Origin of the sequence: Gottfriedia solisilvae (genome assembly GCF_002128405.1) — a bacterium.
In the GTDB taxonomy this organism is placed as follows: domain Bacteria; phylum Bacillota; class Bacilli; order Bacillales; family Bacillaceae_G; genus Gottfriedia; species Gottfriedia solisilvae.
Map to the genome: position 1 here is coordinate 293,995 of NZ_NETJ01000005.1, position 26,818 is coordinate 320,812.

24 protein-coding genes are annotated in these 26,818 nt (G+C 33.0%); 20 read left to right on the top strand and 4 right to left on the bottom strand.

The window, feature by feature from the left end; all coding sequences use genetic code 11:
* The first annotated feature begins 8 nt into the window (after positions 1 to 8).
* Positions 9 to 1,745 carry a thiol reductant ABC exporter subunit CydC gene (gene cydC, locus CAB05_RS17540; protein ID WP_088002240.1) on the top strand — a complete coding sequence of 579 codons (1,737 nt, stop codon included), beginning with the start codon at positions 9 to 11 and terminating at the stop codon, positions 1,743 to 1,745.
* A gap of 289 nt (positions 1,746 to 2,034) precedes the next feature.
* Here cydC and CAB05_RS17545 read toward each other — a convergent pair whose 3' ends face one another.
* Positions 2,035 to 2,514 carry a hypothetical protein gene (locus tag CAB05_RS17545; protein WP_088002242.1) on the bottom strand — a complete coding sequence of 160 codons (480 nt, stop codon included), beginning with the start codon at positions 2,512 to 2,514 and terminating at the stop codon, positions 2,035 to 2,037.
* 286 nt (positions 2,515 to 2,800) lie between these two features.
* On the opposite strand from CAB05_RS17545, the gene truA reads away from it, so the two are divergent.
* The gene (truA, locus tag CAB05_RS17550) at positions 2,801 to 3,538 is read left to right on the top strand and encodes a tRNA pseudouridine(38-40) synthase TruA (RefSeq protein ID WP_088002244.1); all 738 of its coding nucleotides are present in this window, start codon (positions 2,801 to 2,803) and stop codon (positions 3,536 to 3,538) included.
* A gap of 66 nt (positions 3,539 to 3,604) precedes the next feature.
* Here truA and CAB05_RS17555 read toward each other — a convergent pair whose 3' ends face one another.
* Positions 3,605 to 4,030 carry a VOC family protein gene (locus CAB05_RS17555; RefSeq protein ID WP_088002246.1) on the bottom strand — a complete coding sequence of 142 codons (426 nt, stop codon included), beginning with the start codon at positions 4,028 to 4,030 and terminating at the stop codon, positions 3,605 to 3,607.
* A 268-nt stretch (positions 4,031 to 4,298) separates the two neighbouring features.
* Here CAB05_RS17555 and CAB05_RS17560 point away from each other — a divergent pair, with 268 nt between their 5' ends.
* From CAB05_RS17560 to CAB05_RS17600, 9 genes are all read left to right on the top strand, one after another.
* Positions 4,299 to 5,153 carry a MurR/RpiR family transcriptional regulator gene (locus CAB05_RS17560; protein WP_088002248.1) on the top strand — a complete coding sequence of 285 codons (855 nt, stop codon included), beginning with the start codon at positions 4,299 to 4,301 and terminating at the stop codon, positions 5,151 to 5,153.
* A 105-nt stretch (positions 5,154 to 5,258) separates the two neighbouring features.
* A complete protein-coding gene (locus CAB05_RS17565) occupies positions 5,259 to 5,960 on the top strand; it encodes an aspartate/glutamate racemase family protein (RefSeq protein WP_088002250.1) in 702 nt (233 codons plus the stop codon).
* Positions 5,961 to 6,082: 122 nt separating this feature from the next.
* A complete protein-coding gene (locus CAB05_RS17570) occupies positions 6,083 to 7,066 on the top strand; it encodes a ketoacyl-ACP synthase III (protein ID WP_088002252.1) in 984 nt (327 codons plus the stop codon).
* Between the two features lie 270 nt (positions 7,067 to 7,336).
* The gene (gene murQ / locus CAB05_RS17575) at positions 7,337 to 8,227 is read left to right on the top strand and encodes an N-acetylmuramic acid 6-phosphate etherase (protein ID WP_088002254.1); all 891 of its coding nucleotides are present in this window, start codon (positions 7,337 to 7,339) and stop codon (positions 8,225 to 8,227) included.
* Positions 8,228 to 8,261: 34 nt separating this feature from the next.
* On the top strand, positions 8,262 to 9,629 hold the full coding sequence (locus CAB05_RS17580; RefSeq protein ID WP_088002256.1) for a PTS transporter subunit EIIC: 1,368 nt from the start codon (positions 8,262 to 8,264) through the stop codon (positions 9,627 to 9,629).
* A 55-nt stretch (positions 9,630 to 9,684) separates the two neighbouring features.
* Positions 9,685 to 10,773, top strand: coding sequence for a DUF871 domain-containing protein (locus tag CAB05_RS17585; protein ID WP_088002258.1), 1,089 nt, complete (start codon positions 9,685 to 9,687; stop codon positions 10,771 to 10,773).
* Between the two features lie 132 nt (positions 10,774 to 10,905).
* Positions 10,906 to 11,505: a methyltransferase gene (locus tag CAB05_RS17590; protein ID WP_088002260.1), complete on the top strand. Its 600-nt coding sequence runs from the start codon at positions 10,906 to 10,908 to the stop codon at positions 11,503 to 11,505.
* Between the two features lie 89 nt (positions 11,506 to 11,594).
* Entirely contained in the window at positions 11,595 to 12,692 is a 1,098-nt protein-coding gene (locus CAB05_RS17595) for a threonine aldolase family protein (protein WP_088002263.1), read from the top strand.
* A gap of 30 nt (positions 12,693 to 12,722) precedes the next feature.
* Complete coding sequence (locus CAB05_RS17600; protein WP_088002265.1) at positions 12,723 to 13,121, top strand: VOC family protein; 399 nt, start codon at positions 12,723 to 12,725, stop codon at positions 13,119 to 13,121.
* Positions 13,122 to 13,495: 374 nt separating this feature from the next.
* Here the strand turns inward: CAB05_RS17600 and CAB05_RS17605 are convergent, their stop codons facing one another.
* Positions 13,496 to 14,344 (bottom strand): hypothetical protein, encoded by an 849-nt coding sequence (locus CAB05_RS17605; RefSeq protein WP_088002267.1) that lies wholly within the window; start codon positions 14,342 to 14,344, stop codon positions 13,496 to 13,498.
* Positions 14,345 to 14,426: 82 nt separating this feature from the next.
* Here CAB05_RS17605 and CAB05_RS17610 point away from each other — a divergent pair, with 82 nt between their 5' ends.
* Positions 14,427 to 15,029 carry a hypothetical protein gene (locus CAB05_RS17610; RefSeq protein WP_088002269.1) on the top strand — a complete coding sequence of 201 codons (603 nt, stop codon included), beginning with the start codon at positions 14,427 to 14,429 and terminating at the stop codon, positions 15,027 to 15,029.
* A 98-nt stretch (positions 15,030 to 15,127) separates the two neighbouring features.
* Here CAB05_RS17610 and CAB05_RS17615 read toward each other — a convergent pair whose 3' ends face one another.
* Complete coding sequence (locus CAB05_RS17615) at positions 15,128 to 16,150, bottom strand: LacI family DNA-binding transcriptional regulator (protein WP_088002271.1); 1,023 nt, start codon at positions 16,148 to 16,150, stop codon at positions 15,128 to 15,130.
* A gap of 525 nt (positions 16,151 to 16,675) precedes the next feature.
* Between CAB05_RS17615 and CAB05_RS17620 the strand changes: the two genes are divergently transcribed.
* From CAB05_RS17620 to CAB05_RS17655, 8 genes are all read left to right on the top strand, one after another.
* A complete protein-coding gene (locus CAB05_RS17620; RefSeq protein WP_088002273.1) occupies positions 16,676 to 18,358 on the top strand; it encodes a sugar phosphorylase in 1,683 nt (560 codons plus the stop codon).
* A gap of 12 nt (positions 18,359 to 18,370) precedes the next feature.
* Positions 18,371 to 19,660, top strand: a complete 1,290-nt coding sequence (locus CAB05_RS17625; protein ID WP_088002275.1) for an ABC transporter substrate-binding protein — start codon at positions 18,371 to 18,373, stop codon at positions 19,658 to 19,660.
* Positions 19,661 to 19,831: 171 nt separating this feature from the next.
* Positions 19,832 to 20,713, top strand: coding sequence for a carbohydrate ABC transporter permease (locus tag CAB05_RS17630; RefSeq protein ID WP_088002277.1), 882 nt, complete (start codon positions 19,832 to 19,834; stop codon positions 20,711 to 20,713).
* Positions 20,700 to 21,551, top strand: a complete 852-nt coding sequence (locus tag CAB05_RS17635) for a carbohydrate ABC transporter permease (protein ID WP_088002279.1) — start codon at positions 20,700 to 20,702, stop codon at positions 21,549 to 21,551. Before CAB05_RS17630 ends, CAB05_RS17635 begins: the two co-directional genes overlap by 14 nt.
* A gap of 34 nt (positions 21,552 to 21,585) precedes the next feature.
* Positions 21,586 to 22,644 carry a zinc-dependent alcohol dehydrogenase gene (locus CAB05_RS17640; protein ID WP_088002281.1) on the top strand — a complete coding sequence of 353 codons (1,059 nt, stop codon included), beginning with the start codon at positions 21,586 to 21,588 and terminating at the stop codon, positions 22,642 to 22,644.
* A 112-nt stretch (positions 22,645 to 22,756) separates the two neighbouring features.
* Positions 22,757 to 23,551, top strand: a complete 795-nt coding sequence (locus tag CAB05_RS17645; protein ID WP_088002283.1) for a sugar phosphate isomerase/epimerase family protein — start codon at positions 22,757 to 22,759, stop codon at positions 23,549 to 23,551.
* Complete coding sequence (locus tag CAB05_RS17650) at positions 23,551 to 24,585, top strand: Gfo/Idh/MocA family protein (protein ID WP_088002285.1); 1,035 nt, start codon at positions 23,551 to 23,553, stop codon at positions 24,583 to 24,585. The genes CAB05_RS17645 and CAB05_RS17650 overlap by 1 nt, the downstream gene beginning before the upstream one ends.
* Positions 24,582 to 26,804 carry a glycoside hydrolase family 65 protein gene (locus CAB05_RS17655; protein ID WP_088002287.1) on the top strand — a complete coding sequence of 741 codons (2,223 nt, stop codon included), beginning with the start codon at positions 24,582 to 24,584 and terminating at the stop codon, positions 26,802 to 26,804. The genes CAB05_RS17650 and CAB05_RS17655 overlap by 4 nt, the downstream gene beginning before the upstream one ends.
* Positions 26,805 to 26,818: the final 14 nt, after the last annotated feature.

The following is a 26,818-nucleotide window of genomic DNA, read 5'->3' on the forward strand; positions in this document are numbered from 1 at the left end:
GAAAATGAATGTTTAATAAAAATGGTTGGGTATTACCATATATAAAAGAAAATCGGCGCTTATTTTTGGTGGTAATCGTCATCAGCGCAGTAACTGTTTTTTCGGCTGCTGCCCTTATGTTTATGTCAGGCTTTTTAATTTCAAAAGCGGCAACGAAACCAGAAAATATTCTAATGATATATGTTCCAATTGTTGCGGTCCGAACATTTGGTATTTTAAGGTCAGTATCAAAATATATTGAAAGATTAATTGGGCATCATACAATTTTAAAAATTTTATCTCGAATGAGAACAAGATTATTTAGTGTTCTTGAACCTTCTGCACTTAAGATTAAATCAAAGTTTAAAACAGGTGATATTTTAGGGATATTAGCCGATGATATAGAATATTTACAGGACATTTATTTAAAGACAATATTTCCAGGAATGGCTGCACTGTTTATTTATGCAATTTCGATAATTGCTCTAGGCTTTTTCTCCATTCCATTTGCAATATTAATAGGTTTTGTGTCATTTGTATTAATCGTGATACTTCCCTTTATTTCGTTACTAGTGGAAAAAGCTAGAACGCAAAAGATTAAAAGTGAAAAGAACACTCTATACAAAAGTCTTACCGATGCTGTAATGGGGATTAGTGATTGGATGTTTAGTGGCCTTCAATCAAAATACATTCGAGAATTTGAGTATGGTGATGAAGTATTAAGAAAGCTTCAATTACAAGAAAAAGCTTTTAGAAGAAAACGAGATTTATTAGCTCAAATGATAGTAGGGATCCTTGTTTTACTAATGTTATATTGGGTCGGAAATGAGAGTCATGTTGGAGATATGCCAAGAACTTTAATCGCTGCATTCGTTTTAGTTCTTTTTCCTTTAACTGAGGCATTTATTCCATTATCTAATTCAGTTGCAAGTATGACTATATACAATGACTCAATTAATCGTTTAGAGAGTATTGAGGAAAATCAAATAGAATCTACTTCACTAGCGTTTACCGGGGAAATGAGTGAACAAGTAAATATATTGTTTGAGGATGTTAGCTTTGAATATCTTGAGGGAGAAAGTATCTTACATCAGATCTCATTTAAATTGGAACCAAATACAAAAACAGCATTATTAGGCCCGAGTGGCTCAGGAAAATCAACCATTTTAAAACTAATTGAAGGTGTAGAAGTACCAAATGAGGGAAGCGTTACACTTAATGAAATAAAGAGTGATTTATATGGAGAAAACATAGCCAAGGTTGTGTCAGTACTTAATCAAAACCCGTATTTATTTGATACAACAGTATTGAACAATATACGGTTAGGGAATCCAAAAGCTAGTAATGAAGAAGTAAGAAGAGTGGCTAAAATGGTAGAGCTTCATGATTATATAGAATCCCTTCCACATGGATATGATACGCCAATGCACGAAACTGGAATGAGGTTTTCGGGAGGTGAACGACAACGAATCGCCTTAGCAAGAATCTTACTTCAAAATACGCCAGTTGTCATATTGGATGAACCAACTGTTGGATTAGATTCAATTACAGAAAGAAAATTACTCAATACTATTTTTCATGTGTTAGAAGGTAAGACAGTTCTTTGGATCACCCATCATTTAATCGGTGCAGAAATGGCAGATAATATTTTGTTCTTAGACAAAGGCAAAATAATGATGAATGGAACACATAATGAGCTTTATTTGAATGAAGATAGATATCGTAAGCTATTTGATCTTGATCGTCCATATAGTGGGAATGATTGAAGTCAGTAATAGTTAACTGATTTGCAGACTTAAATTGCGCTAATACCCCAAGGTGGTTCTTCGCCTGCTATAAGTATAGGGCATCTAGATTGGAAATCTGTTAAACAATTAGACGAAAAAAACAAAAAAGATGATCCTTCCTACATTAAGGATCATCTTTTTCATTGTGACGAGTGACCTAGAGTGAGATACGAGCGAGGAGGGTCGGTTGTTTATCCACAATAAGGGAGAGGATTATTAATCATTCTTTACACATAAAAAAGACCAAATTTTTATATTTTGGTCTCGGTTATTCAGGAGGAATAAAAGTCATGTCAGCTGCATCCTGAATTTCATCATCAATAACCTTTGCGGATCCTAATATCTCAAGAATACTACCAAACAATTGTATATTATCTGCAAGAAGCAAATTCTTGTGTATATTGATGATTCTATTTGGGTCAGTCGCGAATAATTCTTTAGTGACCCCAATCGCACTTGCAAACTGTCCAATCGTACCAATTAAAAGTCCAGACAAAATTTCATTTTTACCTTCAAATTCAGCTTGAGAATTTGGAGCTTCATCTAGAGCAAATAGCTGTTCTGTGCTCGTCGTTTCTAAAACTTGTGCAATAACTCTAAGCCATTCTGCAGCAACAATTTGCTTTTCGAGTTTTGAACGGAGTTTGTCATTTTCATCGTTTCTTTGATTTGTGTTAGCTTGTTTGAGCCCTTTTCTTAGTAAACCGATTTTAATCACCCCGGTATTATTTAATACAGTTATATTCATTATTAGTATTCTAGGTAAGCTACATTTGCGACGTGGAATTGATAAAAGTATGATAAATTTAAGTATCGATTTTGAATAACTAAAAAGTGGTCTATAAAAAAATACTTTATTAAGATAGAATAGATAAGGTTTGATTCATAAAAACTCGGGTAAGATTAACATGAAAGTACAAGCCGATTTAGTTCATTGGTTAAGATGTAGAAAGTAAATTGAGTTCGATGTATTACTATAATGTGAAATTGAAACAATGGTAGAATATATATTGTAATAGGATAAGGAGAAATAAATGAACAATTATAAATTAGTCATTCAATATGATGGTGGAAGATATAAAGGTTGGCAAAGACTAGGTAGTGGAGAGAGCACAATTCAAGGGAAAATAGAAAACGTATTATCAGAAATGATCGGTAGACCGATTGAAATAATCGGTTGCAGTAGAACAGATGCAGGCGTACATGCATTTGCTCAGATTGCTAATTTTAAAATAGGTGAAAACATTCCTGTGTTAGAAATGAAACAGTACTTAAATCGGTACTTACCCCAAGATATAAGTGTAATTGATGTATCAATTGAGGGAGAACGATTTCATGCACGATATAATTCTAAAGCCAAAACCTATTTATATAAGATTTGGAACGAGGATTATTCAAACCCATTTATGCGAAGATTCAGTATGCATGTTGAAGAGACTTTGGATATTAGCAAAATGGAGATAGCGGCGAAACAATTTTTAGGTGAACATGATTTTACTGCTTTTTCGAATGCCAAATCTAAGAAAAAGTCTATGGTACGTAACATTTATTCAATTGAAATTGAAAAAGTAGATGGATTTCTTCAAATTAGAGTTAGCGGAGATGGATTTCTATACAATATGGTCAGAAAAATTGTTGGTACACTGATTGAAGTTGGTCTTGGGAAAAGAGATGCTAAAGAAATTAGTGGAATGATTCATTCAAAAGATCGTGGTTCAGTAAGCAGTTTAGCGGATCCAGGTGGTTTATACTTAGAAAGCATTGAGTTTTAATATTAAATATAAAAGGATATGGAACTTTTCTAAAAGAAAGGTCCCATATCCTTTTTATGTATGTTATTACATTTCTTCGCCGTTATCGTGGTTAAACATCCAGTGGATGCCAAATTTGTCTGTTAGGCTACCGTAGCATTTGCTCCAAAATGTTTCTTGAAGCTCCATACCAACTTGTCCACCTTCTTTTAATTTATTATAGACAGCTTGGATTTCCTCAACGTTATTACTTTGGAAAGAAAGGTTTATATTGTTTCCTTCAACAAAAGGTCTGCCGGGGAACGTATCAGAGAACATTACTCTGCTACCGTTAAGATCAAGTCTTGCATGCATTACTAAATTTTTAGACTCTTCTGGTAGAGGATAGTCTGGATTTTGTGGTGCTTCTCCAAAAGTCATGATTTGTGGAGTGTCTGTTTCAAAAACTTCAGCATAAAATTCTACAGCATCACGTGTATTTCCATTAAAATTAAGATAAACTTCGATTGGCATGTCAATCTCTCCTTAGTAATTAGAATGTTAATCATTTCCAACAAACTCATTTCTATTTTAACAAAAAAAAGAGCTAAAACACAAATTCATTTGTAGGAATTTTTTGACAATTACTTACTCAAACAATACATCTATTTAGGGTAGCAAGAATGAAACGATAAATCCATATGTTAATATTTTGAAATCTTATTTCATAAATTATTATGATTTTAGGAAATTTTGGTTCATAATAGTAAATAAGTTGGAATGAAGAGAAAGGTGTACTTAAATGAGGCATTTAACAATTTTATCAAAAATTGAAAATCATATGGATCGGTTTACACAAGCAGAAAAAAAAATTGCTATATATATCATGGAACATGCTGAGATGGTTCCAAATTTGACAACAAAAGATATTTCTAACAATACGGGTTCAAGTGAAGCGAGCGTAGTAAGGTTTTGTAAAACAATCGGCATCGGAAGCTTTAAAGCTTTTAAACTAGCCTTAGTACGTGATTTAACAGTAGCTGAAATGAATATTAACGATTTTTCTGTTATGGAAAAAAAAGATTCTCCATATGATTTATTTAATAAGGTTACATATGTAAATAAAGCTGCAATCGAGACTACAGTCTCAACTCTTGATAAGAGAGAACTAGAAAAAGCGTCAGACGTCATCGTAAAAGCAAAGAAAGTCTTATTTTATGGTGTAGGAGGCTCCGCAGTTTCTGCGATGGACGGTGCATATAAATTCACCAAATTAGGATACTTTTCGGCGATGAATCTAGACTTTCATATGATGTTATCATTGGTTGGACATCTCGAAGAAGGAGATGTATTTATTGCTATATCTAACTCTGGTCAAACGAAAGATGTACTTGAACTATCACGCTTCGCTAAGAAAAAAGGAGCTACGGTTTTAGCCATAACAAAGTTGGGAAAATCTCCATTATTTAAAGAAGCAGATATTAAGTTGTGCACACCGGATATGGAGCAAGCCATTCGAATTGGAAGCATTGCTTCTAGAACGGCTCAATTAAACATTATTGATTCTTTATATATCATTAGCTTTAATCAAATTGGGAATAAGGTTTCTAGCAAACTTCATGAATCTAGCGAAGAAGCAAACACATTGAGACGATAGTATATAAAAAGACGACCTCTAACGATAAAAAGTTAGAGGTTATTTTTTAATAGAAATCGAATAATGAAAATAATAAATAAAGAAGTATGAGAAGGAGCAACCCCTATGAAAACAATTGGTTTAATCGGAGGAATGAGCTGGGAATCATCTTTGCTTTATTATCAAATAATCAATCAAACTGTAAAAGAAAAGCTAGGTGGACATCATTCTGCAAAGAGTTTGTTGTACTCAGTTGACTTTGAAGAAATTAAGATTCTTCAACATGAAGGAAAGTGGACAGAAGCTACAGAAATTATGATAGAGATTGCGCGTAAACTCGAAATTAGCGGAGCGGATTGTATTGTCATTTGTACAAATACTATGCACAAAATGGCTGAAGAAATAGAAGCTGCAATTTCTATTCCTCTACTACATATTGCAGATGCCACAGCAAAACTAATTGTAAATGATGGAAGAAAAAAAGTTGCTTTGCTAGGTACTGCTTTTACAATGGAGCAGGATTTCTATAAAGGTAGACTGATTGAACAATTTGGACTTGAAGTAATCGTTCCTACACCAGAAGATAGTAAAATCATTCATGACATTATTTATGAGGAACTTTGTTTAGGGATCATTAAAGAAAAATCTAAGCAAGCTTATTTACAAATTATTGATAAGCTGATCGATCAAGGTGCAGAAGCAGTAATTCTAGGGTGTACTGAAATTACACTTCTTATTTCTCAAGAGAATTGTCGTGTCCCTGTGTATGATACAACGAAAATTCATGCAGAAAATGCAGTCGAGTTTTCATTACGTAATGATTGGTAATATTGATAGTTATAAAAAAATAGAAAATTTATGTAAAAATTTTTACAATTAAATTAGTACCTACTACTAGTATTTGGTGTTATAATAAGTGAAACAAAAAAAATCAGTGAGGTGACTAATCTATGTTAACATCAAAAGCTAGAATTACTGCCATAGGTTCGTATGTCCCAGAAAAGAAACTTACGAACTATGATCTGGAAAAAATAGTAGAAACAAATGATGAATGGATTGTAAAACGAACTGGAATAAAAGAACGTAGAATCGCAGATCGAGATGAATTTACTAGTGATATAAGCTATAAGGCGGTAACTAATTTAATGGAACGATATGATCAAACAGTGGAAGATGTTGATATGATTATCGTTTGTACATTAACGCCAGATTTTAATACACCAAGCGTAGCATCATTAATCCAAGCTAAACTAGGTATTAAGAATGCGGGAGCTATTGACCTAAATGCCGCATGTGCAGGATTTACTTATGGATTGTATATTGCAAATGGGTTAGTAACTTCGGGATTAAATAAGAAAATTCTTGTGGTAGGTGCAGAAACTTTATCTAAAATTACCGATTATGAAGATCGAACTACATGTATTTTATTTGGAGATGGTGCAGGAGCAGTTCTAGTAGAATACGATGAAGAAAATCCGAGTTTTATTTCTTCACATATTGGTTCTGAAGGAGATAAAGGTAAACACTTGTATTGCACAAACTTATCGAATCAAATGTTTGAAGAAGAGTTAATCAATAGTCATAAAATCGTACAAAATGGTCGCGAAGTATATAAATGGGCGGTTACTTCAGTGCCAAAAGGAATGACTAAAGTGGTTGAGAATGCTGCTGTTTCGCTAAACGAAGTAGATTGGTTTGTACCACATAGTGCGAATTTAAGAATGATCGAATCAATATGTGAAAGAAGTGATTTTCCAATTGAACGTACCTTGTACAGCTTAGTGGACTACGGAAATACATCATCAGCTACAATTCCATTATCACTAGATCAAGGGGTTGTTGAAGGAAAACTTCAAAACGGAGATAAAGTATTATTATATGGTTTTGGTGGTGGGTTGGCTCAAGCAGGGTTACTTATTAACTGGTCACTATAAAAAAAATATATGAAACAAAAATAAAGAACTGTTGTGATGACAGTTCTTTATTTTTGTTTGTAGACAAAGTACTAAAACTAAGAGAATCAGTCTGATTCACCGCATGCCATGCTAAAAAATGAGCATCCTAGATTAGGAGGTTTAGGTATATTAAACATGGGAATGAAATAAAATTTCATAATATGTATGATTAGTATTGACATTTAATTTCAAAGTAATAGAATAAAAGTGTGAAATGAAATTTCATTTTCTTGAAAGAAAGGTGATTTGATGTTAGAGAATTTATCAACTGAGAAAAGGAATCATAAGACATCTAATTTAGATGAGATGACAACAAAACAAATTCTTACTGCAATGAATGAGGAAGATCATAGTGTACCAACGGCTGTAAGAAATGAAATAGAAAATATTGAAAGTCTTGTTTTAAAAGTAATCGAATCTTTTAAAAAAGGAGGAAGATTAATTTATATCGGAGCTGGAACAAGTGGCCGATTAGGTATATTGGATGCTGTTGAATGTCCACCAACATTTGGAACAGATACAGAAATGGTTCAAGGATTAATTGCAGGTGGTTTGAAAGCGTTCACGGTTGCTGTCGAAGGTGCAGAGGATCGCGAAGACTTCGCTGTAAATGATCTTAAAGAGATTTCCTTAGATGATAAAGATATCGTTATTGGAATTGCAGCAAGTGGTAGGACACCATATGTAATTGGTGGTTTAAAGTATGCAAAAGAAGTTGGAGCAAGTACAGGTAGTGTAGCTTGTAATAAAAATTCAGAAATTAGTAAATTTGCAGAAGTTAGCATTGAAGTAGTGCCTGGTCCTGAAATTTTAACAGGATCAACACGATTAAAAGCGGGAACTTCACAAAAATTAGTGTTAAATATGATTTCTACTGCTTCAATGATTGGGATTGGTAAAGTATATAAAAACCTAATGGTTGATATGCAATCAACAAATATTAAACTAATTGAACGTTCAAAGCGAATTATTATGGAAGCTACAGATGTCGATTATGAAACTGCATCCAAATACTATGAACAAGCAAATAAAAATGTGAAAGCTGCAATCGTTATGATTTTAGTTCAATGTAATTATGACGATGCTTTAGATAAATTAAATGAAGCAGATGGTTTTGTACGAAAAACTTTAACGGTTTAGTAAATAGAAAAATAAAGAAACTGGAGGGGAACTTATGAACAAAGAACAACGTTTAGCTAAAGAAATAGCTGAGCAAATCGGTGGTAAAGATAATATTAAAAGTGTTGCTCATTGTATGACTCGTTTAAGATTAACACTTAGGGACGACCAAAAAGTAAATATCCCATTACTTAAGAAGATTAATGGCGTAATGGGTGTAATTGAGGATGATACTTTACAAATTGTAGTCGGTCCTGGAACTGTAAATAAAGTTGCGGATGAAATGAGTAAAGAGACCGGTTTGAAAATTGGAGAAGTTGCTGAAGACAATAAGTTCGATGGACTTGCTGAACAGAAAAAATCAGAAATTAATGGTAAAAATAATACACCAATTAAAAATATACTACGTAAAATTGGAAGCATTTTCATTCCACTAATTCCAGGTTTAATAGCTTCTGGGATCATCAATGGAATTGCAAACTTTGCTAAAAATGCAGGAGTTGATCCAACTCAAACTTGGATGCAGATCCTTTTATTGATTGGTAGTGGTATCTTTGCATATTTAGGTATTTTAGTCGGTCTAAATACTGCAAAGGAATTTGGTGGTACACCAGTACTTGGTGCAATCGCTGGGATATTAATTATTAATCCAGGTCTAGCTGAAATTAAAATATTTGGTGAAGCATTAATTCCTGGGCGAGGCGGTTTGTTTGCTGTCATGTTTGCAGCATGGCTAATGACGGTTATTGAAAAGCGTGTTCGTAAAATTGTACCAAATGCAATTGATATTATTGTAACACCTTTAATTACAATTTTAATTGTTGGATTATTAACTTTATATGCAATTCAACCAGTAGCAGGTATTTTATCAGATGGCATTACAAGTGGCATTAACAGTGTTTTAGATATTGGTGGACCTTTAGCAGGAGCTGTGTTGGCAGGAACATTCTTACCATTAGTAATGGTTGGCCTACATCATGGTTTAACACCGATTCATATGGAATTTATTAATACAATGGGTGTAACTCCGATTCTTCCTATTTTAGCGATGGCTGGTGCTGGTCAAGTAGGTGCAGCAATAGCGATTTTTGTGAAAACAAAAAATAAAAATTTAAAAAATGTGATAAAAGGTGCGTTGCCAGTTGGATTTTTAGGAATCGGCGAGCCACTACTATATGGGGTAACATTACCATTAGGAAGACCATTCTTAACTGCTTGTCTTGGTGCAGCAGTTGGTGGAGCATTCCAGGCTGTAATGAAAACAGCTTCAGTAGGTATAGGTGTATCAGGATTATCATTACTTCCATTAATTGCAGATAATAAATATATCTTATACTTTATTGGAATTGTTATTGCATACACTTTTGGTTTCATTTTCACATACTTGTTCGGTTTCAAAGAAGAAATGGCAGATAACTTGTAACAAAAAAAGGAGGTTTTTCGAAACCTCCTTTTTTTAATAGAAAGGAAGATGACCTATGCTTGGAATTTCAATCTATTTATCGAAAGAACATATAGAAAAGAATCTTCAATTGATCCAGTCAGCAAAAGCAAGTGGATTTCAATCTATTTTCACTTCGCTTCATATTCCAGAAGACGACCCTTCAACTTATAAAGAGCTTTTACAACTACTTGGTCAACAAGCTAAGGATCATCAAATGGAACTAATTGCAGATATTTCTCCTAAATCCTTATCGTACTTAGGTTTAAACTACTCCTCTGTTACAGAACTTGTCAATTGGGGCGTTGCTGGTTTAAGAGTTGATTACGGTTTATCAGAAAAACAAATTTCGGAGCTTTCTAATAAAATGAAAGTAGCATTAAATGCTAGTACTATTACCGAGGAATTTTTAGAGACATTACTACAAAATGATTTGTGTACGGAAAATGTGGAAGCGTGGCATAATTTTTATCCTAGACCAGAAACAGGATTGTCAAAGCGTTATCTAATAGAGAAAAACCGTTGGTTAAAAAAATGTGGTATTACAACTATGGCTTTTATTCCTGGTGATGGTGAAAAAAGAGGTCCTCTTTATAAAGGCTTACCAACATTGGAGAAACATCGTGAAATGATCCAACTACATGCCTATTTGGAATTAATTAAATCTTGCTATGTCGATAAAGTCCTCGTTGGAGATATAAGTTTAACGAAAGAAACAATGGAAAACCTAGCTTTAGCAAAGGATTATATTCCGTTACGTTATAAACCTGATCTATCAGATCAAACATTTCTAAAAAGTATAGAGGAAATTCACACGAACCGAGAAGACCCAGCTAGAGACGTAATTCGATCAATGGAATCTAGATTGTACGGTAGATTTGGTCATGTAAAATTATTGCCTAACAATACAATTGACCGAGTACGAGGATCAATAACGATCGACAATGAACTTTATGGTAGATATGCTGGTGAAATGCAAATTGCACTTACCAATTTACCGAGCGATCCGAAAGTTAATGTAGTGGGTAAAATCATAGACGAGGATTTACAATTATTATCTTATATTAGAGCCGGTAGTAATTTTAAATTAATACCTGTAAAAGACAAGCAGTTACAAACTGTTTAAAAGTATAATTCTTTTCTATCTCAAAAAGCGTGTTTAATGAACACGCTTTTTTTTCTTTCCTCTTTGATAGTTTCTTAAAAACCTTTATGATTTAAAGAGAGAGATTTTAAGAAATTGGATGGTAGGAAATAAATGAAAGAAAAGTATTATGATGAATTACTAAATATTAAAACTGAAGGCGAGCAAGTTGGGTTTAATGAATCTTTGCATTATCATCGTTATGAACCTACGCCTTATGTTGCGCTAGAAATCTTATTCAAACAGTATGAACTAAAGAGCACCGATCGCATTGTTGATTTCGGTTGTGGAAAGGGACGATTAAATTTTTATATTCATTACTTATTCAATTCGTCAGTTATTGGGATCGAAATGAATGAGACATTTTATTTGGAGGCAATCCAAAATAAGAAACGTTATGTAAAGAAAGATGATGAGAAAATTCAGTTCTATCATTGTTTGGCAGAGAATTATGAAATACAACCTCTAGAAAATCATTTTTACTTTTTTAATCCTTTTTCCATACAAATTTTCATGAAAATTATTAAAAATATATTGTTATCAGTAGAGAAGCAAAGAAGAGAAATTGAAGTAGTGTTATATTATGTCTCTGATGAATATATTTATTTTTTAGAATACCAGACTGCGTTTGAATTGAAGAAAGAAATAATTATTCCGGGATTATATGAACGCAATCAAAATGAAAGGTTTTTGGTTTATCACTTAGTATATTAGTTGTTTGAATGCAAGGAATTCGTAATCAAATTGGAGAATCGTATATGTAGGAAAGAATTAGTTTCCCCAAGATGAAAGGGAGAGTTACTATGACTGAAAAGAATGCATTTTTAGAAGCTTTTAAACGTACAAAATACCAATTAGTTGGACATGGACCGAGAAATTTTCAGGTGTTAAAAGAGGCGCTAAGTAGTTATGACGAAGATTACGAAAGCGATGTATATGGAAATGGTAAAGTCATTGAAGATTTTCAGGAAAAGATGGCTACCTATTTAGGGAAAGATGCAGCGGTATTTTTTCCGAGTGGTACGATGGCTCAGCAAATAGCGTTAAGAATATGGTGTGATCGAAATGGGATACATAAAGTTGCGTATCATCCACTGAGTCACTTGGAGATACATGAGGAAGATGGATTAAAAGAATTACATCGCATTGAGCCGATATTATTGGCGGATAAAAATAGGCTAATTGAGTTAGAGGATGTTTTATCATTAGAAGAAGATATTTCATGCTTACTAATTGAATTACCTCAACGCGAAATTGGTGGGCAATTGCCAGATTTTGAAGTATTAGAATCGATCTCTACATATTGTCGTGAGAAAGGAATTAAGCTGCAATTAGATGGCGCAAGACTGTTTGAAATTCTGCCATACTATCAAAAGACAGCAGCTGAAGTTTGTCAGTTGTTTGATAGTGTTTATGTGTCTTTTTATAAAGGAATTGGTGGACTAGCAGGGGCTATACTTGCTGGAGATCAGGACTTTATTGAAGAGTCTAAGATTTGGAAAAGACGCCATGGAGGCGATTTAATCAGTTTGTATCCGTATATCATTACTGCTGATTATTATTTCGACAAGCGAATTCATAAAATGGCTACTTACTATGAAAATGCAATTGAGCTTGCTAGGTTATTTAATGAATGTAAAGCTACGTCAACTTTACCCTCGATTCCTGTGTCTAATATGTTCCATGTACATTTTGAAGCGCCAATCGAAAATGTGAAATCAATATTAATTGACGTTTATGAGGAAACTAATATTGGAATAACAGGTAATCTAAGACCGATTGACGAAAATAGCTGTTATTGTGAGATCAGTCTTGGAGATCAATTTAGTAAGGTACCAAAAGAAACAATAAGTAATGTATTCCAAATTTTAAATGATAAATTAAGTGGAATAGTTAAATAAAAACTAAAAATAGAGGAGTATGAGTTTTCTATGCAAAAAATTACGACTTTCTTAATGTTTGAAGGTAAAGCTGAAGAAGCAATGAATTATTATATGTCATTATTTAATAATTCAGAAGTAGTCAATATTACTCACTATGGAGCAGATATGGGCGAGTTTGAAGGAAAAGTTATTCATGCTACATTTACACTAAATGGTCAACAGTTTATGTGTATTGATAGTACAGTAAAGCATAAATTTACCTTCACACCTTCTGTATCACTTTATGTAACTTGTGAATCTGAAGAGGAATTAGACAATGCATTTGAAAAATTAAGCCAAGATGGCGAGGTATTAATGCCTTTAGGTGCGTATCCATTTAGCGAGAAATTTGCATGGGTAAATGATCAATTTGGAGTGTCTTGGCAATTGAGCTTGGGAAAAAAATAAGTATATAAACTTTAAATAACACAGCAATTTAGTAAATGAAAATATCACATGTTAAAAACTAAATAACAATATAATTTAAAAAAGAGAAGGCGTTGATTTCCACTCCAGGATGCTCGCTTTCCATGGGGCGTGCGCTGAGCCTCCTCGTCGCATTCGCTCCTGCGGGGTCTCACCTGTCACGCATCTCCCATAGGAGTCGAGCACCTTCCGTTCCAATCATTATGTGTTATTGAGTATGCTCTAGGAGAACCCATTCTAATAATAATAAAAATAAGAGGACCAAATCATATGGGCGATTGGGTCCTCTTAATTTATATAATTATCTGTTTACTTTAAACTCAAAACTGTTACCTTTATTTGCACTCGATTTTTGTTTATTTATTTTTAATTTCGTATTGTAATTGTTCTGATAGATGTGGATTACTACCTTGGATATATAGATCGACTATCAGTTGACCTTCAGGTACTTCAAATTCGGATATCGAATAAAAGTGATAACCAACAATGTCTTGTAATAGATTAGGCTTGTTCCATTTTGGATAGTAAATAGTACTAAGTGAGTCTGACTCGAAAAATCCGAATTCATCTTCAGCACTATTCGTAAGTGGTGCATTTTGACTAACATAACTTGCTTTGCTCATTTTAACATTGGATGAATCAAAGTTTGATGCTGTCCAATATAATTGTTTGCCAATTGTATTTAGTATAGTGTAACGATACCCATACTGTAGCTCAATTTTCATTGGAGATATATTAGTAGGGCTATAATCAAAATGATGTTCTGTAATGTATAGGAATTTATTGTTGTCTTCGTCGATAAGTTTTAAGTTTATGCGTTCTAACTTTGTAGATGAGAAATTAAAGTTAGCGTATTTTTTTAGATAGCTTTGATATTGCGTTTTCGTAATATGTTGCTCATTGTTACCGTTTATTTTTATATATAGGTCAATTTGCTCAACAATTTTACCGTTTATTTTTCCATATTGTTGAACTTCCTCATCTGTCATACCTGAAATTGCACTTTTCGAAAAACCTAAGTTTAATAGTTTCTTTTCGTAGAGTTGCTGTTGCTTTGTAAGGCTTACTTGATCAATCGAAAAGGTTTTTGAGTTTGTAATAATAGAAGATTGAGAGGATAAATCTATATATGTGTATAAAATATAAAGTGCAATGATTCCGGTTATTAATGTATATATTTTTATGATTTTATGTGTATTTCTCAAAAAATCCCTACTCTCATCCAGATATAGTATTATACTACCAGTATGGCTCTAAAAAATCGACGTTTAATTAGTAGGAGGTTCCATGGGTTTTAATCAATTGATTATTGGTTTTATTTTTATCTTTTTTAATATTAATTTGATAAATGTGAACGTATTACCTGATTTTATAGGATATATATTCTTTTATTTAGGTGCAACTAGTCTGGTTAATTCGCTGTCTAGTGAGTACTTTACGTTTGTAAAGAATTCTAGTAGATTATTAATTATCCTTTCAATCATAGAGTCATTTATTGACTATTCATCTATACTAAACAATGTATTAAATGATGTCCAAGCGCTACATGAAAAAATATTTGCATTGATTTTTACCTTAACAATTACAACGTTGTATTTATTTTGTGTTTATTATTTATTTAAGGGGATTGAACATGAGGCAATTAAAATAGAAGATACTACTCTCCAAATAAAATCAAAGAAAACATTAAAATTAATGATGTTTTATAATGTGATTGGAATCATTCCGTTCTTGGGAATTTTGTTTTATGGAAATAGTGAAATAAATATTTCTTTTGCTGCTGGACCACTCTTCTTTATCGTTTTTCTAATTGGTATGTTCTATGTATTTGTAAAATTAATCAGATTCTTAAAGTATGCAAATTTAGTTTTATATAAAGATAACCAGTAAAAAAGGTTACAATTCAGTCTGGATCACTTAGTTTATGTATTTTGTCTGCATATTCTACAAATTGAAAGGTTGCATTTTTATATGCAACCTTTTTTATATTATGAATGAATAGTAGTGACTGATTTCTGCTCTAATATTTTTGTAGGAACAATGATGGGTTCTTGCTGGTCAACTTGCTTTTTTATGATTGAAAATAGTAAGTTAGTAGCTACTTCACCTAATTTGATAATAGGGACTTCAATACCTGTCAAAGGTGGTGATAATAGTGGTGAAAAAATGCCATTATTGTATCCTACGATGGATATATCTTTTGGGATTGAAATTCCTAGTTTAGCAGCTGTATTATATAGACCTATGATTTTTAAGTCATCTATCGCAAAAATTGCAGTTGGAAGCTCATCAGATGTTAATAATTTTTCTGAGGCATCATAAGCTTGTTCCATCGTATAACCACTATCAATGATTCGATCTGTTCTAAGTGGAATACCATTATCCATTAAACATTTTTTATATCCTTCTAAACGATCTATTGATACATGATAGTCCAATGATGAATGAAGACATGCAATATCACGATGTCCATTGTCAATCAAATGTTGTACTAAATCATAGCTATCCTTAAAGTTGTCAGTATCAACAGAATAAATATTTTGGAAGTCTTCTTCAAGTTTTCCAATAACGACAATCGGTATGTCATATTTGTCTAGTTCCTTAAAGAAATCCTCGTTTGCAGGCGAACTTAACATTAATATTCCCTTAATCATTCGTCCACGTATTTTAGCAATACACTTTTCTAATTCATCTTTACTATTTTTCGATGTTTGTAATATAACATCAAAATTTTCTTCCTCTGCTCTCATAGAAATAGAGTGAATAATTTCAGAGAAGAATGTGTTCCCGGCTGTTGTTTTAGTAGAGCGGGACATGACCATTATTGCATCGAAACCTGAAGATGTAAGGGCTCTAGCTAATTTACTAGGCTGGTAATTTAATTCCTCAATAGCCTTCATCACACGCGTTCGACTTTCTTCTGAAATATTACTTTTATTATTAAGTACTCGAGATACAGTGGACTTAGACACTTTTGCTACACGAGCTATATCATAAATAGTAGGGCCCAATTTGTATTCTCCTCTTGATATTTATTTTCCATATGTCATTGTATAATAAATGATAAAACGTTTACATTTTTACCATAAAAATGGTAAAAAAACAATCTTTATAATGCTTAAATACAATGGGATTCTTGTGTAAGAAACTATACTGATAAAATAGAAGGTAGTCCATTTTTACAGATTGATAATGAATAGGTCCAATAAATGTATAATTAAACATAATACGGTAAAAATACTTTTGTTAATACTTTAACAAGTAATTATATATATTCACTTAGAAAAAATTCAATACGTTGATAGGACTCATTATATGGAGAATTGCAAAAAGTAGCAATAAAAAAATATTGCTTTAATAAAATAATTCTACGAATTATTATTCTGAAAAAGTAATTTATTTACAAAAAATAAAATAGTATTTTTTCTGAAAGTTATAAATTGACAGTAAGCGCTTTCTATAATATATTTGACTTGGGAGCGGTACCATAAAGATTTTTATCAAATTGTGGGAGCGATACCACAAGGAGGAATCATATGAATAAATTAAAAGAAAGACTAACTTTTATTTATGAAAATGAAGATATAAATAGTATTTATAATTCGATTATAAAAAGGCTAAATGAAGCGAAAAATAAAGGTTTAAGACAAAGAAAACAAGGTTGGGATGAGTCAGACATTGTTTTAATAACTTATGGAGATCAATTTAGTGAAACTGGTGTTCCAACGCTGGAAACGTTTAAAAAAATGTTCGATGAGCATTTGGCAAACAAGTTTGAAATCGTTCATATTTTACCGTTTTATCCTTACTCTTCAGACGATGGTTTTTCAGTTATTGATTACAAAAAAGTCAATCCTGTTTTAGGGGATTGGTCAAATGTAGAAAACTTATCAACTTCAGCTAGAATCATGTTTGATTATGTATGTAACCATATTTCAGCTAAGAGTGATTGGTTCCAAGAATATTTAAAAGGAAATCCTAAATATGATAATTACTTCATTGAAATGGATCCTTCAATTGACTTAAGTTCTGTAACAAGACCAAGGGCACTTCCGTTACTTTCAAAATTTAAATTAGCAAATGGCGAAGAAAAATATATATGGACTACTTTTAGTGATGATCAAATTGATTTGAATTTTAGTAATCCACAAGTGTTAGTAGATATGATTGATGTTTTACTATTCTATCTAGAGCAAGGTGCAGAATACGTAAGACTAGATGCAGTTGGTTATATGTGGAAAGAAGTAGGAACGTCATGTATCCATCTTGAAAAAACACATGAAATAGTCAAATTATTCCGTGATATTTTAGACGAAGCTGCAAGAGGTACAGTCATGATCACTGAAACGAATGTACCGCACTTAGATAATATTTCTTATTTTGGTAATGGAAATGATGAAGCGCATATGGTTTATCAATTCCCACTTCCACCATTAGTTCTTTATTCACTTCATAATGAAAATGGAAATGTTTTAACAAACTGGGCGAAACAACTAGGTGGCTCTGGAAAAGATTCAACATTCTTCAATTTCCTAGCTTCACATGACGGAATTGGATTAAATCCAATTAGAGGAATTATACCGGAAGAAGAGATTTTATCACTTGTTAATGATTTAAAACAAGAGGGTGCATTAGTAAATTATAAGAAGAATTCAGATGGTAGTGAAAGCCCATATGAAATTAATGTAACTTACTTAGATGCCTTAAATAAACAATCTTATAGTGATGACTTGCGCGTGAAAAGATTCTTGCTAGCACATTCGATTCTATTAACTTTCCCAGGTGTTCCAGCCGTTTACATTCAAAGTATGCTAGGCTCAAGAAACGATTACAAAGGCGTTGAACAAACTGGAATGAATCGATCAATAAATCGTCAAAAATACGATTTAGATGAAATTCTAACAGAATTAAATAATGAAGAGTCACTAAGATTTAAAGTGTTTTCAGGTCTAACTGAAATTATAAAAGTTCGTAAAGATGAATCATTGTTCCATCCAAATGTAAGTATGGAGGTACTTGATTTAGGAGAAAAGATTTTTGCAATTAAGCGTGTGAAACAAGACGATAGCATAGTCATTCTTCACAATTTATCGAGCGAAGAAGTAAGCTGCAATTTGAATGGGAAATTTATGAATATTATCACTGGAGTAGTTGAAGAATTTAAAGATAACATCACCTTGAATTCATACCAATTCCTTTGGTTAAAACCAATAAACTAGGAGGGAAAATAAATGAAAAAAGCTTTAAGTATGTTCTTAGTTTTAATGTTAGCAATTGGCTTAACAGCTTGTGGTGGAGGAAAAAAAGAAGACGGTAAAGTAACAATTGAATTTATGCACTCTTCAGTTGAACAAGAACGTCTAGCTGTCATCACTGATTTAATTACAAAATTTGAAAAAGCAAATCCAGATATAAAAGTAAAACAAGTACCTGTAGAAGAGGATGCTTACAACACGAAGGTTGTAACGTTAGCGAGCTCTGGAAAACTTCCAGCAGTTATCGAAGTTGGCCAAGACTACGCAAAAGTTATGGACAAGGATGAATTAATTGATAAAGAATCTGTTAAAAAGATTATCTCTAAAGTAGGCGAAGATAAGTATTACGAAGGTGCTTTAAAGCTATTAAAAACTGAAGATGGTAAAGACTTTACTGGAGTTCCAGTTAGTGGTTGGGTACAAGGTATTTGGTATAACAAACAAATGCTTGCAGACAAAGGTTTTGAAGAGCCTAAAAATTGGGATGATATTTTAAAAGTCGCAAAAGCATTCACAGATAAAGGAAGTAAAAAATACGGTATTGCTATTCCAACAGTAGAAGGTGGATTCTCTGAACAGGCATTTTCTCAATTCGCATTATCTAACAATGCAAATATGCTAAATGCAAAAGGCAAGTTAGCAATAGATACACCTGAAATGAAAGAAGCGCTTAAATTCTATAAAGAATTGGCAGGATATACAATGCCAGGTTCAAATGATGTAACTGAAGTCAAGGATGCATTTATGAACGGATCAACACCAATGGCAGTTTATTCAACTTATATCCTTCCTTCAGTGTATGAAGAAGGCACAACTGATAATATTGGATTTGCGATTCCAACTGAAAAATCTAAAGCAGTTTATGGAACAGTTTCTGCTTACACAGTGTCTTCAGGATTAGAAGATGATCAAAAAGCAGCTGCTGAGAAGTTTTTAGAATTTATGGTAGAGCCTGAAAACAATACAAAATTAGTATTAATGTCTCCAGGTGGTTCTCAACCAGTAAATAAAGATGTAACTGAAAGCACAGAATACAAAGAAAATAAAGTAGTTAATTCATTCGGTGAATTATCGACGGAAATTGCAAGTGCATTTGAAGATGTTCAAGTTTTCGGACTTGTAGATGACAAGAACTTCTTAAAAATGGGTGATGTAACGAGTTCAGGAGCAGTTGCCAAATTAATTAATGCTATTACAGTTGGTGGTAAAAGTGTAGATGCTGCAGTTAAAGAAGCAGAATCTAAATTAAAAGAAGTACTTAAATAAAAATCATTACTCATTCAATTCAAGGTATATAAGAGTATGATTTCTTGATTGTCGAAGTTGTTTAAGAAGAACGAACGCTTGAAAAGCAAGCTAAGTTGCTTTTTAAACAACTTTTTCTTTTATCACCAATCATCAATCAAATAATAGATTAGATTGTCTTTAGGAGGTCCTATGAAAACGATTGCCAAAAAAAAATCTGATATTAAATTAGCGTTAGTACTTCTTTTACCAGCTATTTTATTAGTATTACTGCTTGTTGCATATCCGATGTTATCAAATATAAAAATTAGCTTTTTCGATCAACCAATTAACCCAAGATTACCAGCAGATTTTGTTGGTTTTAAAAACTACTCAGACATTATGAAAGATGCAGCGTTTTATAAATCACTAGGGCTGACAATTTTGTATACAGTGCTAACAGTTATTGGAAGTACTGCAGTCGGACTTGCAATCGCTTTATTCTTTAATCGTCCGTTTAAATTTCGCAAAACTGCAAGATCTTTAATTATTTTATCTTATGTTACACCTTCGATTTCATTGGTGTTTGCATGGAAGTATATGTTTAATAATAGCTACGGAATTGTTAACTATTTAGGTACAGACGTGTTTCATATTTTTAAAAATGCACCGTTATGGTTTGATAACCCAGTTAGTAGCTTTTTAGTAGTCGTTATTTTTGCGATATGGAAGTACTTCCCATATGCATTTATCTCGTTCTTAGCGATCTTACAAACAATTGATAAGTCCTTATTTGAAGCAGCAGATATCGATGGGGCTACATTATGGCAAAAATTTAAAGTTGTCACATTACCAGCGATTATGCCTGTTTTATTAACGGTTGTAACTTTACGTTTTATTTGGATGTTCTACATGTTTACAGATGTTTACTTATTAACAAACAAAGTAAATATTCTGGGGATTTACTTATATGAAACGGCGTTTGCTTTCAATGATTTAGGCAAAGCAAGTTCAATTTCTGTAATCCTATTTATCATACTATTTATTGTAATTATCGTAGCAAGAAAGAGGGTGAACTTAAATGGCAGTAACTAGTAAGAAAAATAAATTATTGAAAAAAACAGGTTTCTATATTGGTTTAGTTTTACTTTTAGGGGTTATGTTATTTCCATTCTTTATCATGCTGATGACGTCATTAAAAAGTTCTAAAGAAGCAATTTCAACGAGTCCTACATTACTTCCAAAAGTATGGACATTTCAGCATTATATCGATATTTTTAATCCAACAATTTTCCCATATATTAACTATTTCAAAAATAGTTTAATTGTTGCTTTAATTGCAGCTTCAATTTCAGTTGCATTTGGTATTTTGGGAGCATATGCCTTATCAAAATTAAAGTTTAAAGGAAGAGTCACAATTAATGCTAGTTTCTATACAGTTTACATGTTCTCTGGCATTTTGTTAGTTGTTCCTTTATTTAAAATCATTTCGGGTTTAGGGCTATATGATACTAGATTGGCATTAATTATTACGATGATCGTTCAAACTTTACCAACAGCCATTTTCATGTTGAAGAGTTATTTTGATACAATTCCTGAGGATTTAGAAGAAGCAGCAATGATTGATGGATTAAGTCGTTTAAAAATCATTTTCTACATCATCATCCCATTATCAATTTCTGGAATTGTTTCAGTATTTGTATACGCGTTTATGATTGCATGGAATGATTATTTATTCGCATCAATTTTCTTATCGAGTTCAGAAAACTTTACTTTACCAATTGGACTAAATACTTTATTTAGTACTCCAGATTATGTATGGGGACGTATGATGGCAGCATCTCTAGTAACAGCATTACCGGTTGTCGGAATGTATGCTTTATCAGAGCGCTTTATTAAAGGTAACTTAACTGAAGGCGGAGTAAAAGGCTAAAATTTACAGTTTTACTTGAGAGGATGAAATATAGATGAAGAAATTAGTAGCAGTTGAACCAAGAGTAGCAGCGTTAGTGGAATATGAAGATCGTCCAGTACAAGCAAATGAAGTGAAAATTAAAGTTGAATTCGCATCACCAAAACATGGTACAGAAGTTGTTGATTTTAGAGGAGTTAGTCCATTTATTGATGAAGAGTTCAATGAAGAGTGGAAAATGTTTATGCCTCGAGCAGAAGGTGCAGCACGTGGGATTGTTTTTGGAGAGTTTCAATTAGGGAATATGGTTGTCGGCAGTATTTGTGAAATTGGAGCGGACGTTACAGAGTACAAGCTTGGAGATCAAGTTTGTACGTATGGACCAATAATGGAAACAGTTATTGTAAATGCTGTAGATAATTATAAACTTCGTAAAATGCCAGAAGGATCTTCATGGAAGAATGCAGTTTACTATGATCCAGCTCAATTTGCAATGAGTGGCGTACGTGATGCGAATGTTCGTGCAGGAGATTTTGTAGTAGTCGTTGGTTTAGGTGCAATTGGTCAAATTGCGATTCAATTAGCAAAAAGAGCAGGGGCTAGTATTGTAATCGGTGTTGATCCAATTAGTCATCGTTGCGATATAGCATTAAAGAATGGAGCGGACTATTGCTTCGATCCAACAAAATGTGATTTAGGTTTTGAAATTAAGAAACTAACAGATAAATTAGGTGCAGATTCAATTATTGAAACAAGTGGGAATGCTGGTGCGCTACAAGCAGCACTAAGAGGTATTGCATACGGTGGAATAATTTCTTACGTTGCTTTTGCAAAACCATTCCCAGAAGGGTTTAATCTTGGTCGTGAAGCTCACTTTAACAATGCAAAAATTGTATTCTCTCGTGGAAGTAGTGAACCGAATCCTGATTATCCACGTTGGTCTAGAAAACGTATTGAAAATACATGTTGGGAATTATTAATGAATGGTTATTTAAATTGCGAAGATTTAATTGAGCCAGTTGTATCATTTAATGAAGTAGCAGAGTCTTATATGGAATATGTTGACCAAAAACCAGAATTAAGTATTAAAATGGGTGTTCATTTTCCAAAATAAGAAACGGCATGATTTGGAATACAAATCAGAAGTGTAAGCAAAATATATGAATATAAAGAGATAAATTTAAGGGAGTGTTCATGCACTCCCCTTCATTTAGGAGTGAAAGTCAATGAAAGTAGGAACTCAAAATCAAGCATTTTTCCCAGAAAATATTAAAGAAAAATTTAACTACTTAAAAAAAGCTGGATTTGAAGGCTTTGAAATAGATGGTAAGTTTTTAGTTGATCATTTAGATGAAATAAAAGAAGCAATCGCAGAAACTGGTTTACCTGTTACAACGGCTTGTGGTGGATATAGTGGTTGGATTGGTGATTTTATTGAAGAGCGTCGTTTAAAAGGCTTAGATGAAATCAAAGATATATTATTCGCTTTAAAAGAAGTCGGTGGAAAAGGAATTGTTGTACCTGCTGCATGGGGCATGTTTACATTCCGCTTGCCTCCAATGTCATCGCCAAGAAGCTTAGAAGGTGATCGAAAAGCAGTTACTGAATCTTTAATATACTTGGATAAAGTTGCTGAGGAAACTGGGACTACTATTTTCTTAGAACCTTTAAATCGTTATCAAGATCATATGATTAATACTTTAGCAGACGCACGAAAATATATTGAAGACAATCAGTTAAAGAACGTAAAGATTATCGCAGACTTTTATCATATGAATATTGAAGAAGATGGAATATCAGAAGCTTTACATCAAAACAGAGATTTAGTTGAACATATTCATATTGCCGATAATCATCGTTTCCAGCCAGGAAGTGGTGCATTAGATTTCAAAAAGCACTTTTATCAATTAAAAAGTGACGGCTATGAAGGTTTTGTTACATTTGAATGTAGAGTTCGTGGAAATAACTTAGAAGAAGAATACTTTAAAGCACTACAACATATTAAAGAGGCATTAAAGTGATGAAAAAAAAGGTTGCTATTATTGGCGGTGGACAGATCGCAGAAAACGTACACGTCGCTCACTATAAAACTAGAGATGAATTAGAAATTGTAGCTGTATGTGGTGTAAATGAAGAATCAGTAAAAAGCTTCGCTGAAAGAAATGGTATTCCAAACTATTACACGGATGCAGCAGAAATGTATTCAATTGAGAAACCAGATATAGTCAGTGTTTGCACACCAAATTTATTTCACTTTGAAAATGTCATGCAAGCATTAGAAAATGATTGCGATGTATTTTGTGAGAAACCCCCTGCGATTAAAGCTGATGATGCAAGGGTCATGTATGAAACGGCTATTGCAAAAGGAAAAGTACTTGCGTACGATTTTCACCATCGGTTCGCAGATGATGTAACCATTTTAAAAGAAAAAGTAGACGAAGGCATGCTTGGAGACATTTATTTTGTAAAAGTAAAGGCATTAAGACGAAATGGTATTCCCGGATGGGGAAGCTTTACAAATAAAGAGATTCAAGGTGGAGGTCCACTAATAGATTTAGGCATTCATATGCTTGATGCGGCCCTTTACATTTTGGGTTATCCAAACATTAAAAAAGTAACTGCAAAAATGTTTCAAAAAATTGGTAATAAGAAGAGTGAAGGGTCTTTCGGAAAATGGGATCCAACCAAATTTGGTGTAGAAGACTCGTTATTTTCACATATTGAGTTAGAGAATGGAAGTTTGTTACAGTTAGAAACATCTTTTGCCTTAAATATAAAAGAAAAATCAGAAATGAATGTTGAGTTCTGTGGAGATCAAGCTGGTGCAATAATGTTTCCAGCAGAGATTTATACAGATGAAAAAGGAGAACTTGTTTCACTTTTAAAAAGAGAGACTGCAGATTCTGACCGCCATTCAAAAAGTATGAGTGCTTTTGTTAATCGTTGTTTAGGTAAGAATGTCATGTTAGCAGATGGAAAACAAGGTTATGCTATACAACAACTAGTAGAAGCAATTTATCAATCAGCTGAAAAAGGTGAGAGTGTAACTTTATGAATATAGTACAAGAATTAAACGAAAAACAATTTGATTTACATTATATCAATAAATATGCAAGCTTAATGGCTCAAGGGAATGGATATCTTGGCCTACGTGCAAGTCATGAAGAGCATTATGCAGAGCAAACACGTGGCATGTATATTGCTGGTATTTATAATAAATTTACTCCTAATGAAGCAACCGAGCTTGTAAATCTACCTGACGTGATTGGGATGAAAATTGAAATAAACGGTGAAATCTTTTCATTGTTAACTGGAACGATCCTTTCATATGATCGTAGTTTAAACATGTTAACAGGAGAATTAACAAGAGAAGTGGTATGGCAAAGTAGAAGTGGAGAACGTTTTAGGCTTACATTTCAACGATTTGTTTCTAAGGATGATTTACATTTATTAGCTTCAAAAGTAGAAGTTGTGAGTTTAGATCGAAATGCTTCTATTAAAATCATCACTGGAATAGATGCACAAGGGTCTAATTTCGGAAAACAACATCTACATGAAGAAAATGTACGAGTGTTAGATAAAAGAATCATGCAAGGAATTTATAAAACTTCTGAAAGCAATCATACAATTGCAGTAGCGACATCATGCATACTTGGAAAAGAAAGTGACATTTCCTTTGGGGCAAAAAATCGACAATTATTGGGTACGATCACGCAGGAACTTGTTGTTGAACAGCCATTTACATTAGAAAAAATTAGTTCAGTTTATACCTCTAATGATATGTTACGTGAAGATCCGGCAAGTGCAGCAGTTAATACAGTTCAAAAATATTTAACAGAAGGCTATGACAATCTTAGAGACAGCAATACGATTAAATGGCAGGATTTTTGGAAACAAAAGCGAGTTGTCGTTACAACGAACGAAAAGATGGATCAACTTGCGATCGATTTCTCGCTATATCATATTGAAGTAATGACTCCTGCCCATGATGAACGTTTTAGCGTCGCGGCAAAAGGCTTAACTGGTGAAGGATATAAAGGACATGTTTTCTGGGATACAGAAATATTTATTGCACCATTCCATCTATTCACAGATCCAGAAAAAGCTAAAAAATTACTAAGATATCGATATCTGCATATAAATGAAGCAAAAGAAAAAGCAGCTACTAATGGATACGAAGGTACGCTTTTTCCATGGGAAAGTGCATTTACAGGTAAGGAAGAAACTCCTGAATATGCTGCAATTAATATCATTACGGGTCAACGTCAAAAAGTTGCATCAGCATTAGCAGAGCATCATATCGTTGCTGATATTGCATATGCAGTGGTGCAGTATTACCAAAATACGTTAGACGAAGGATTTATGGCAAAAGAAGGTCTTGAATTATTAAAGGAAACTGCACGTTTTTGGATCAGTCGAGCTACTGAAGATAATGGACAGCTATCAATAAAAGATGTGATAGGACCAGATGAATATACTGAGCATATTGACAATAATGCTTATACAAATTATATGGCGTATTACAATGTGCAGCATGCACTACAGTATATGGAAAAATTCAATGATGTAGATACAGATTTAATCCAGAAAGCGACCGATTTTCTGAATAGATTATACTTACCTAAGCCAAATGATGAGAATATTATTCCTCAAGATGATACGTTTTTATCAAAACCTGAAATTGATTTAACAACATATAAGCAAAATCAAGGCAGCCAAGGGATATTACTTGATTACTCTCGACAAGAAGTAAATGAAATGCAAATCCTAAAACAAGCAGATGTCGTTATGCTATTGTATCTTTTCCCGGAATTATTCCCGGAAGAAGTTGTGAAAAAGAATTTACAATATTATGAAGAACATACCATTCATGATTCTTCATTAAGTAAAGCAATTCATGCGATTGTTGCTGCTCGTTGTGGTGATCAAGAAAATTCTTATCGCTTTTTCCAAGAAGCTTGTTTAATTGATTTAGGTCCTAATCCAAAGTCATCTGATGAGGGACTTCATGCTGCATCACTTGGAGCAAATTGGTTAGCAACAATCTTCGGTTTTGCAAATATTTCTATGGATATTAATCGTTTAAAGATTAGCCCAAAATTACCATCAGAATGGGAAAAGTTATCTTTTCCGTTTCAATGGCAAGGATCAGTACTTTCATTTACAATAACGCATAGATCAATCACCGTGACTAAACAATCAGGACCTCCACTAACGATCGAAATAAATGGAGAAGAATTCAACTTAACAGATCAATTAAAAACATCTCTTTAAGGGGGAGGAATATA

What these genes read in the sequence shown, in the direction of transcription:
- CAB05_RS17560 (WP_088002248.1), top strand. Translation starts at nt 4,299, where the DNA reads ATGAGGCATTTAACAATTTTATCAAAAATTGAAAATCATATGGATCGG.
- CAB05_RS17640 (WP_088002281.1), top strand. Translation starts at nt 21,586, where the DNA reads ATGAAGAAATTAGTAGCAGTTGAACCAAGAGTAGCAGCGTTAGTGGAA.
- CAB05_RS17545 (WP_088002242.1), bottom strand. Translation starts at nt 2,514, where the DNA reads ATGAATATAACTGTATTAAATAATACCGGGGTGATTAAAATCGGTTTA.
- CAB05_RS17635 (WP_088002279.1), top strand. Translation starts at nt 20,700, where the DNA reads ATGGCAGTAACTAGTAAGAAAAATAAATTATTGAAAAAAACAGGTTTC.
- CAB05_RS17585 (WP_088002258.1), top strand. Translation starts at nt 9,685, where the DNA reads ATGCTTGGAATTTCAATCTATTTATCGAAAGAACATATAGAAAAGAAT.
- truA (WP_088002244.1), top strand. Translation starts at nt 2,801, where the DNA reads ATGAACAATTATAAATTAGTCATTCAATATGATGGTGGAAGATATAAA.
- CAB05_RS17650 (WP_088002285.1), top strand. Translation starts at nt 23,551, where the DNA reads ATGAAAAAAAAGGTTGCTATTATTGGCGGTGGACAGATCGCAGAAAAC.
- CAB05_RS17625 (WP_088002275.1), top strand. Translation starts at nt 18,371, where the DNA reads ATGAAAAAAGCTTTAAGTATGTTCTTAGTTTTAATGTTAGCAATTGGC.
- CAB05_RS17645 (WP_088002283.1), top strand. Translation starts at nt 22,757, where the DNA reads ATGAAAGTAGGAACTCAAAATCAAGCATTTTTCCCAGAAAATATTAAA.
- CAB05_RS17630 (WP_088002277.1), top strand. Translation starts at nt 19,832, where the DNA reads ATGAAAACGATTGCCAAAAAAAAATCTGATATTAAATTAGCGTTAGTA.
- CAB05_RS17610 (WP_088002269.1), top strand. Translation starts at nt 14,427, where the DNA reads ATGGGTTTTAATCAATTGATTATTGGTTTTATTTTTATCTTTTTTAAT.
- cydC (WP_088002240.1), top strand. Translation starts at nt 9, where the DNA reads ATGTTTAATAAAAATGGTTGGGTATTACCATATATAAAAGAAAATCGG.
- CAB05_RS17565 (WP_088002250.1), top strand. Translation starts at nt 5,259, where the DNA reads ATGAAAACAATTGGTTTAATCGGAGGAATGAGCTGGGAATCATCTTTG.
- CAB05_RS17655 (WP_088002287.1), top strand. Translation starts at nt 24,582, where the DNA reads ATGAATATAGTACAAGAATTAAACGAAAAACAATTTGATTTACATTAT.
- CAB05_RS17570 (WP_088002252.1), top strand. Translation starts at nt 6,083, where the DNA reads ATGTTAACATCAAAAGCTAGAATTACTGCCATAGGTTCGTATGTCCCA.
- CAB05_RS17620 (WP_088002273.1), top strand. Translation starts at nt 16,676, where the DNA reads ATGAATAAATTAAAAGAAAGACTAACTTTTATTTATGAAAATGAAGAT.
- CAB05_RS17555 (WP_088002246.1), bottom strand. Translation starts at nt 4,030, where the DNA reads ATGCCAATCGAAGTTTATCTTAATTTTAATGGAAATACACGTGATGCT.
- CAB05_RS17590 (WP_088002260.1), top strand. Translation starts at nt 10,906, where the DNA reads ATGAAAGAAAAGTATTATGATGAATTACTAAATATTAAAACTGAAGGC.
- CAB05_RS17595 (WP_088002263.1), top strand. Translation starts at nt 11,595, where the DNA reads ATGACTGAAAAGAATGCATTTTTAGAAGCTTTTAAACGTACAAAATAC.
- murQ (WP_088002254.1), top strand. Translation starts at nt 7,337, where the DNA reads ATGTTAGAGAATTTATCAACTGAGAAAAGGAATCATAAGACATCTAAT.
- CAB05_RS17600 (WP_088002265.1), top strand. Translation starts at nt 12,723, where the DNA reads ATGCAAAAAATTACGACTTTCTTAATGTTTGAAGGTAAAGCTGAAGAA.
- CAB05_RS17580 (WP_088002256.1), top strand. Translation starts at nt 8,262, where the DNA reads ATGAACAAAGAACAACGTTTAGCTAAAGAAATAGCTGAGCAAATCGGT.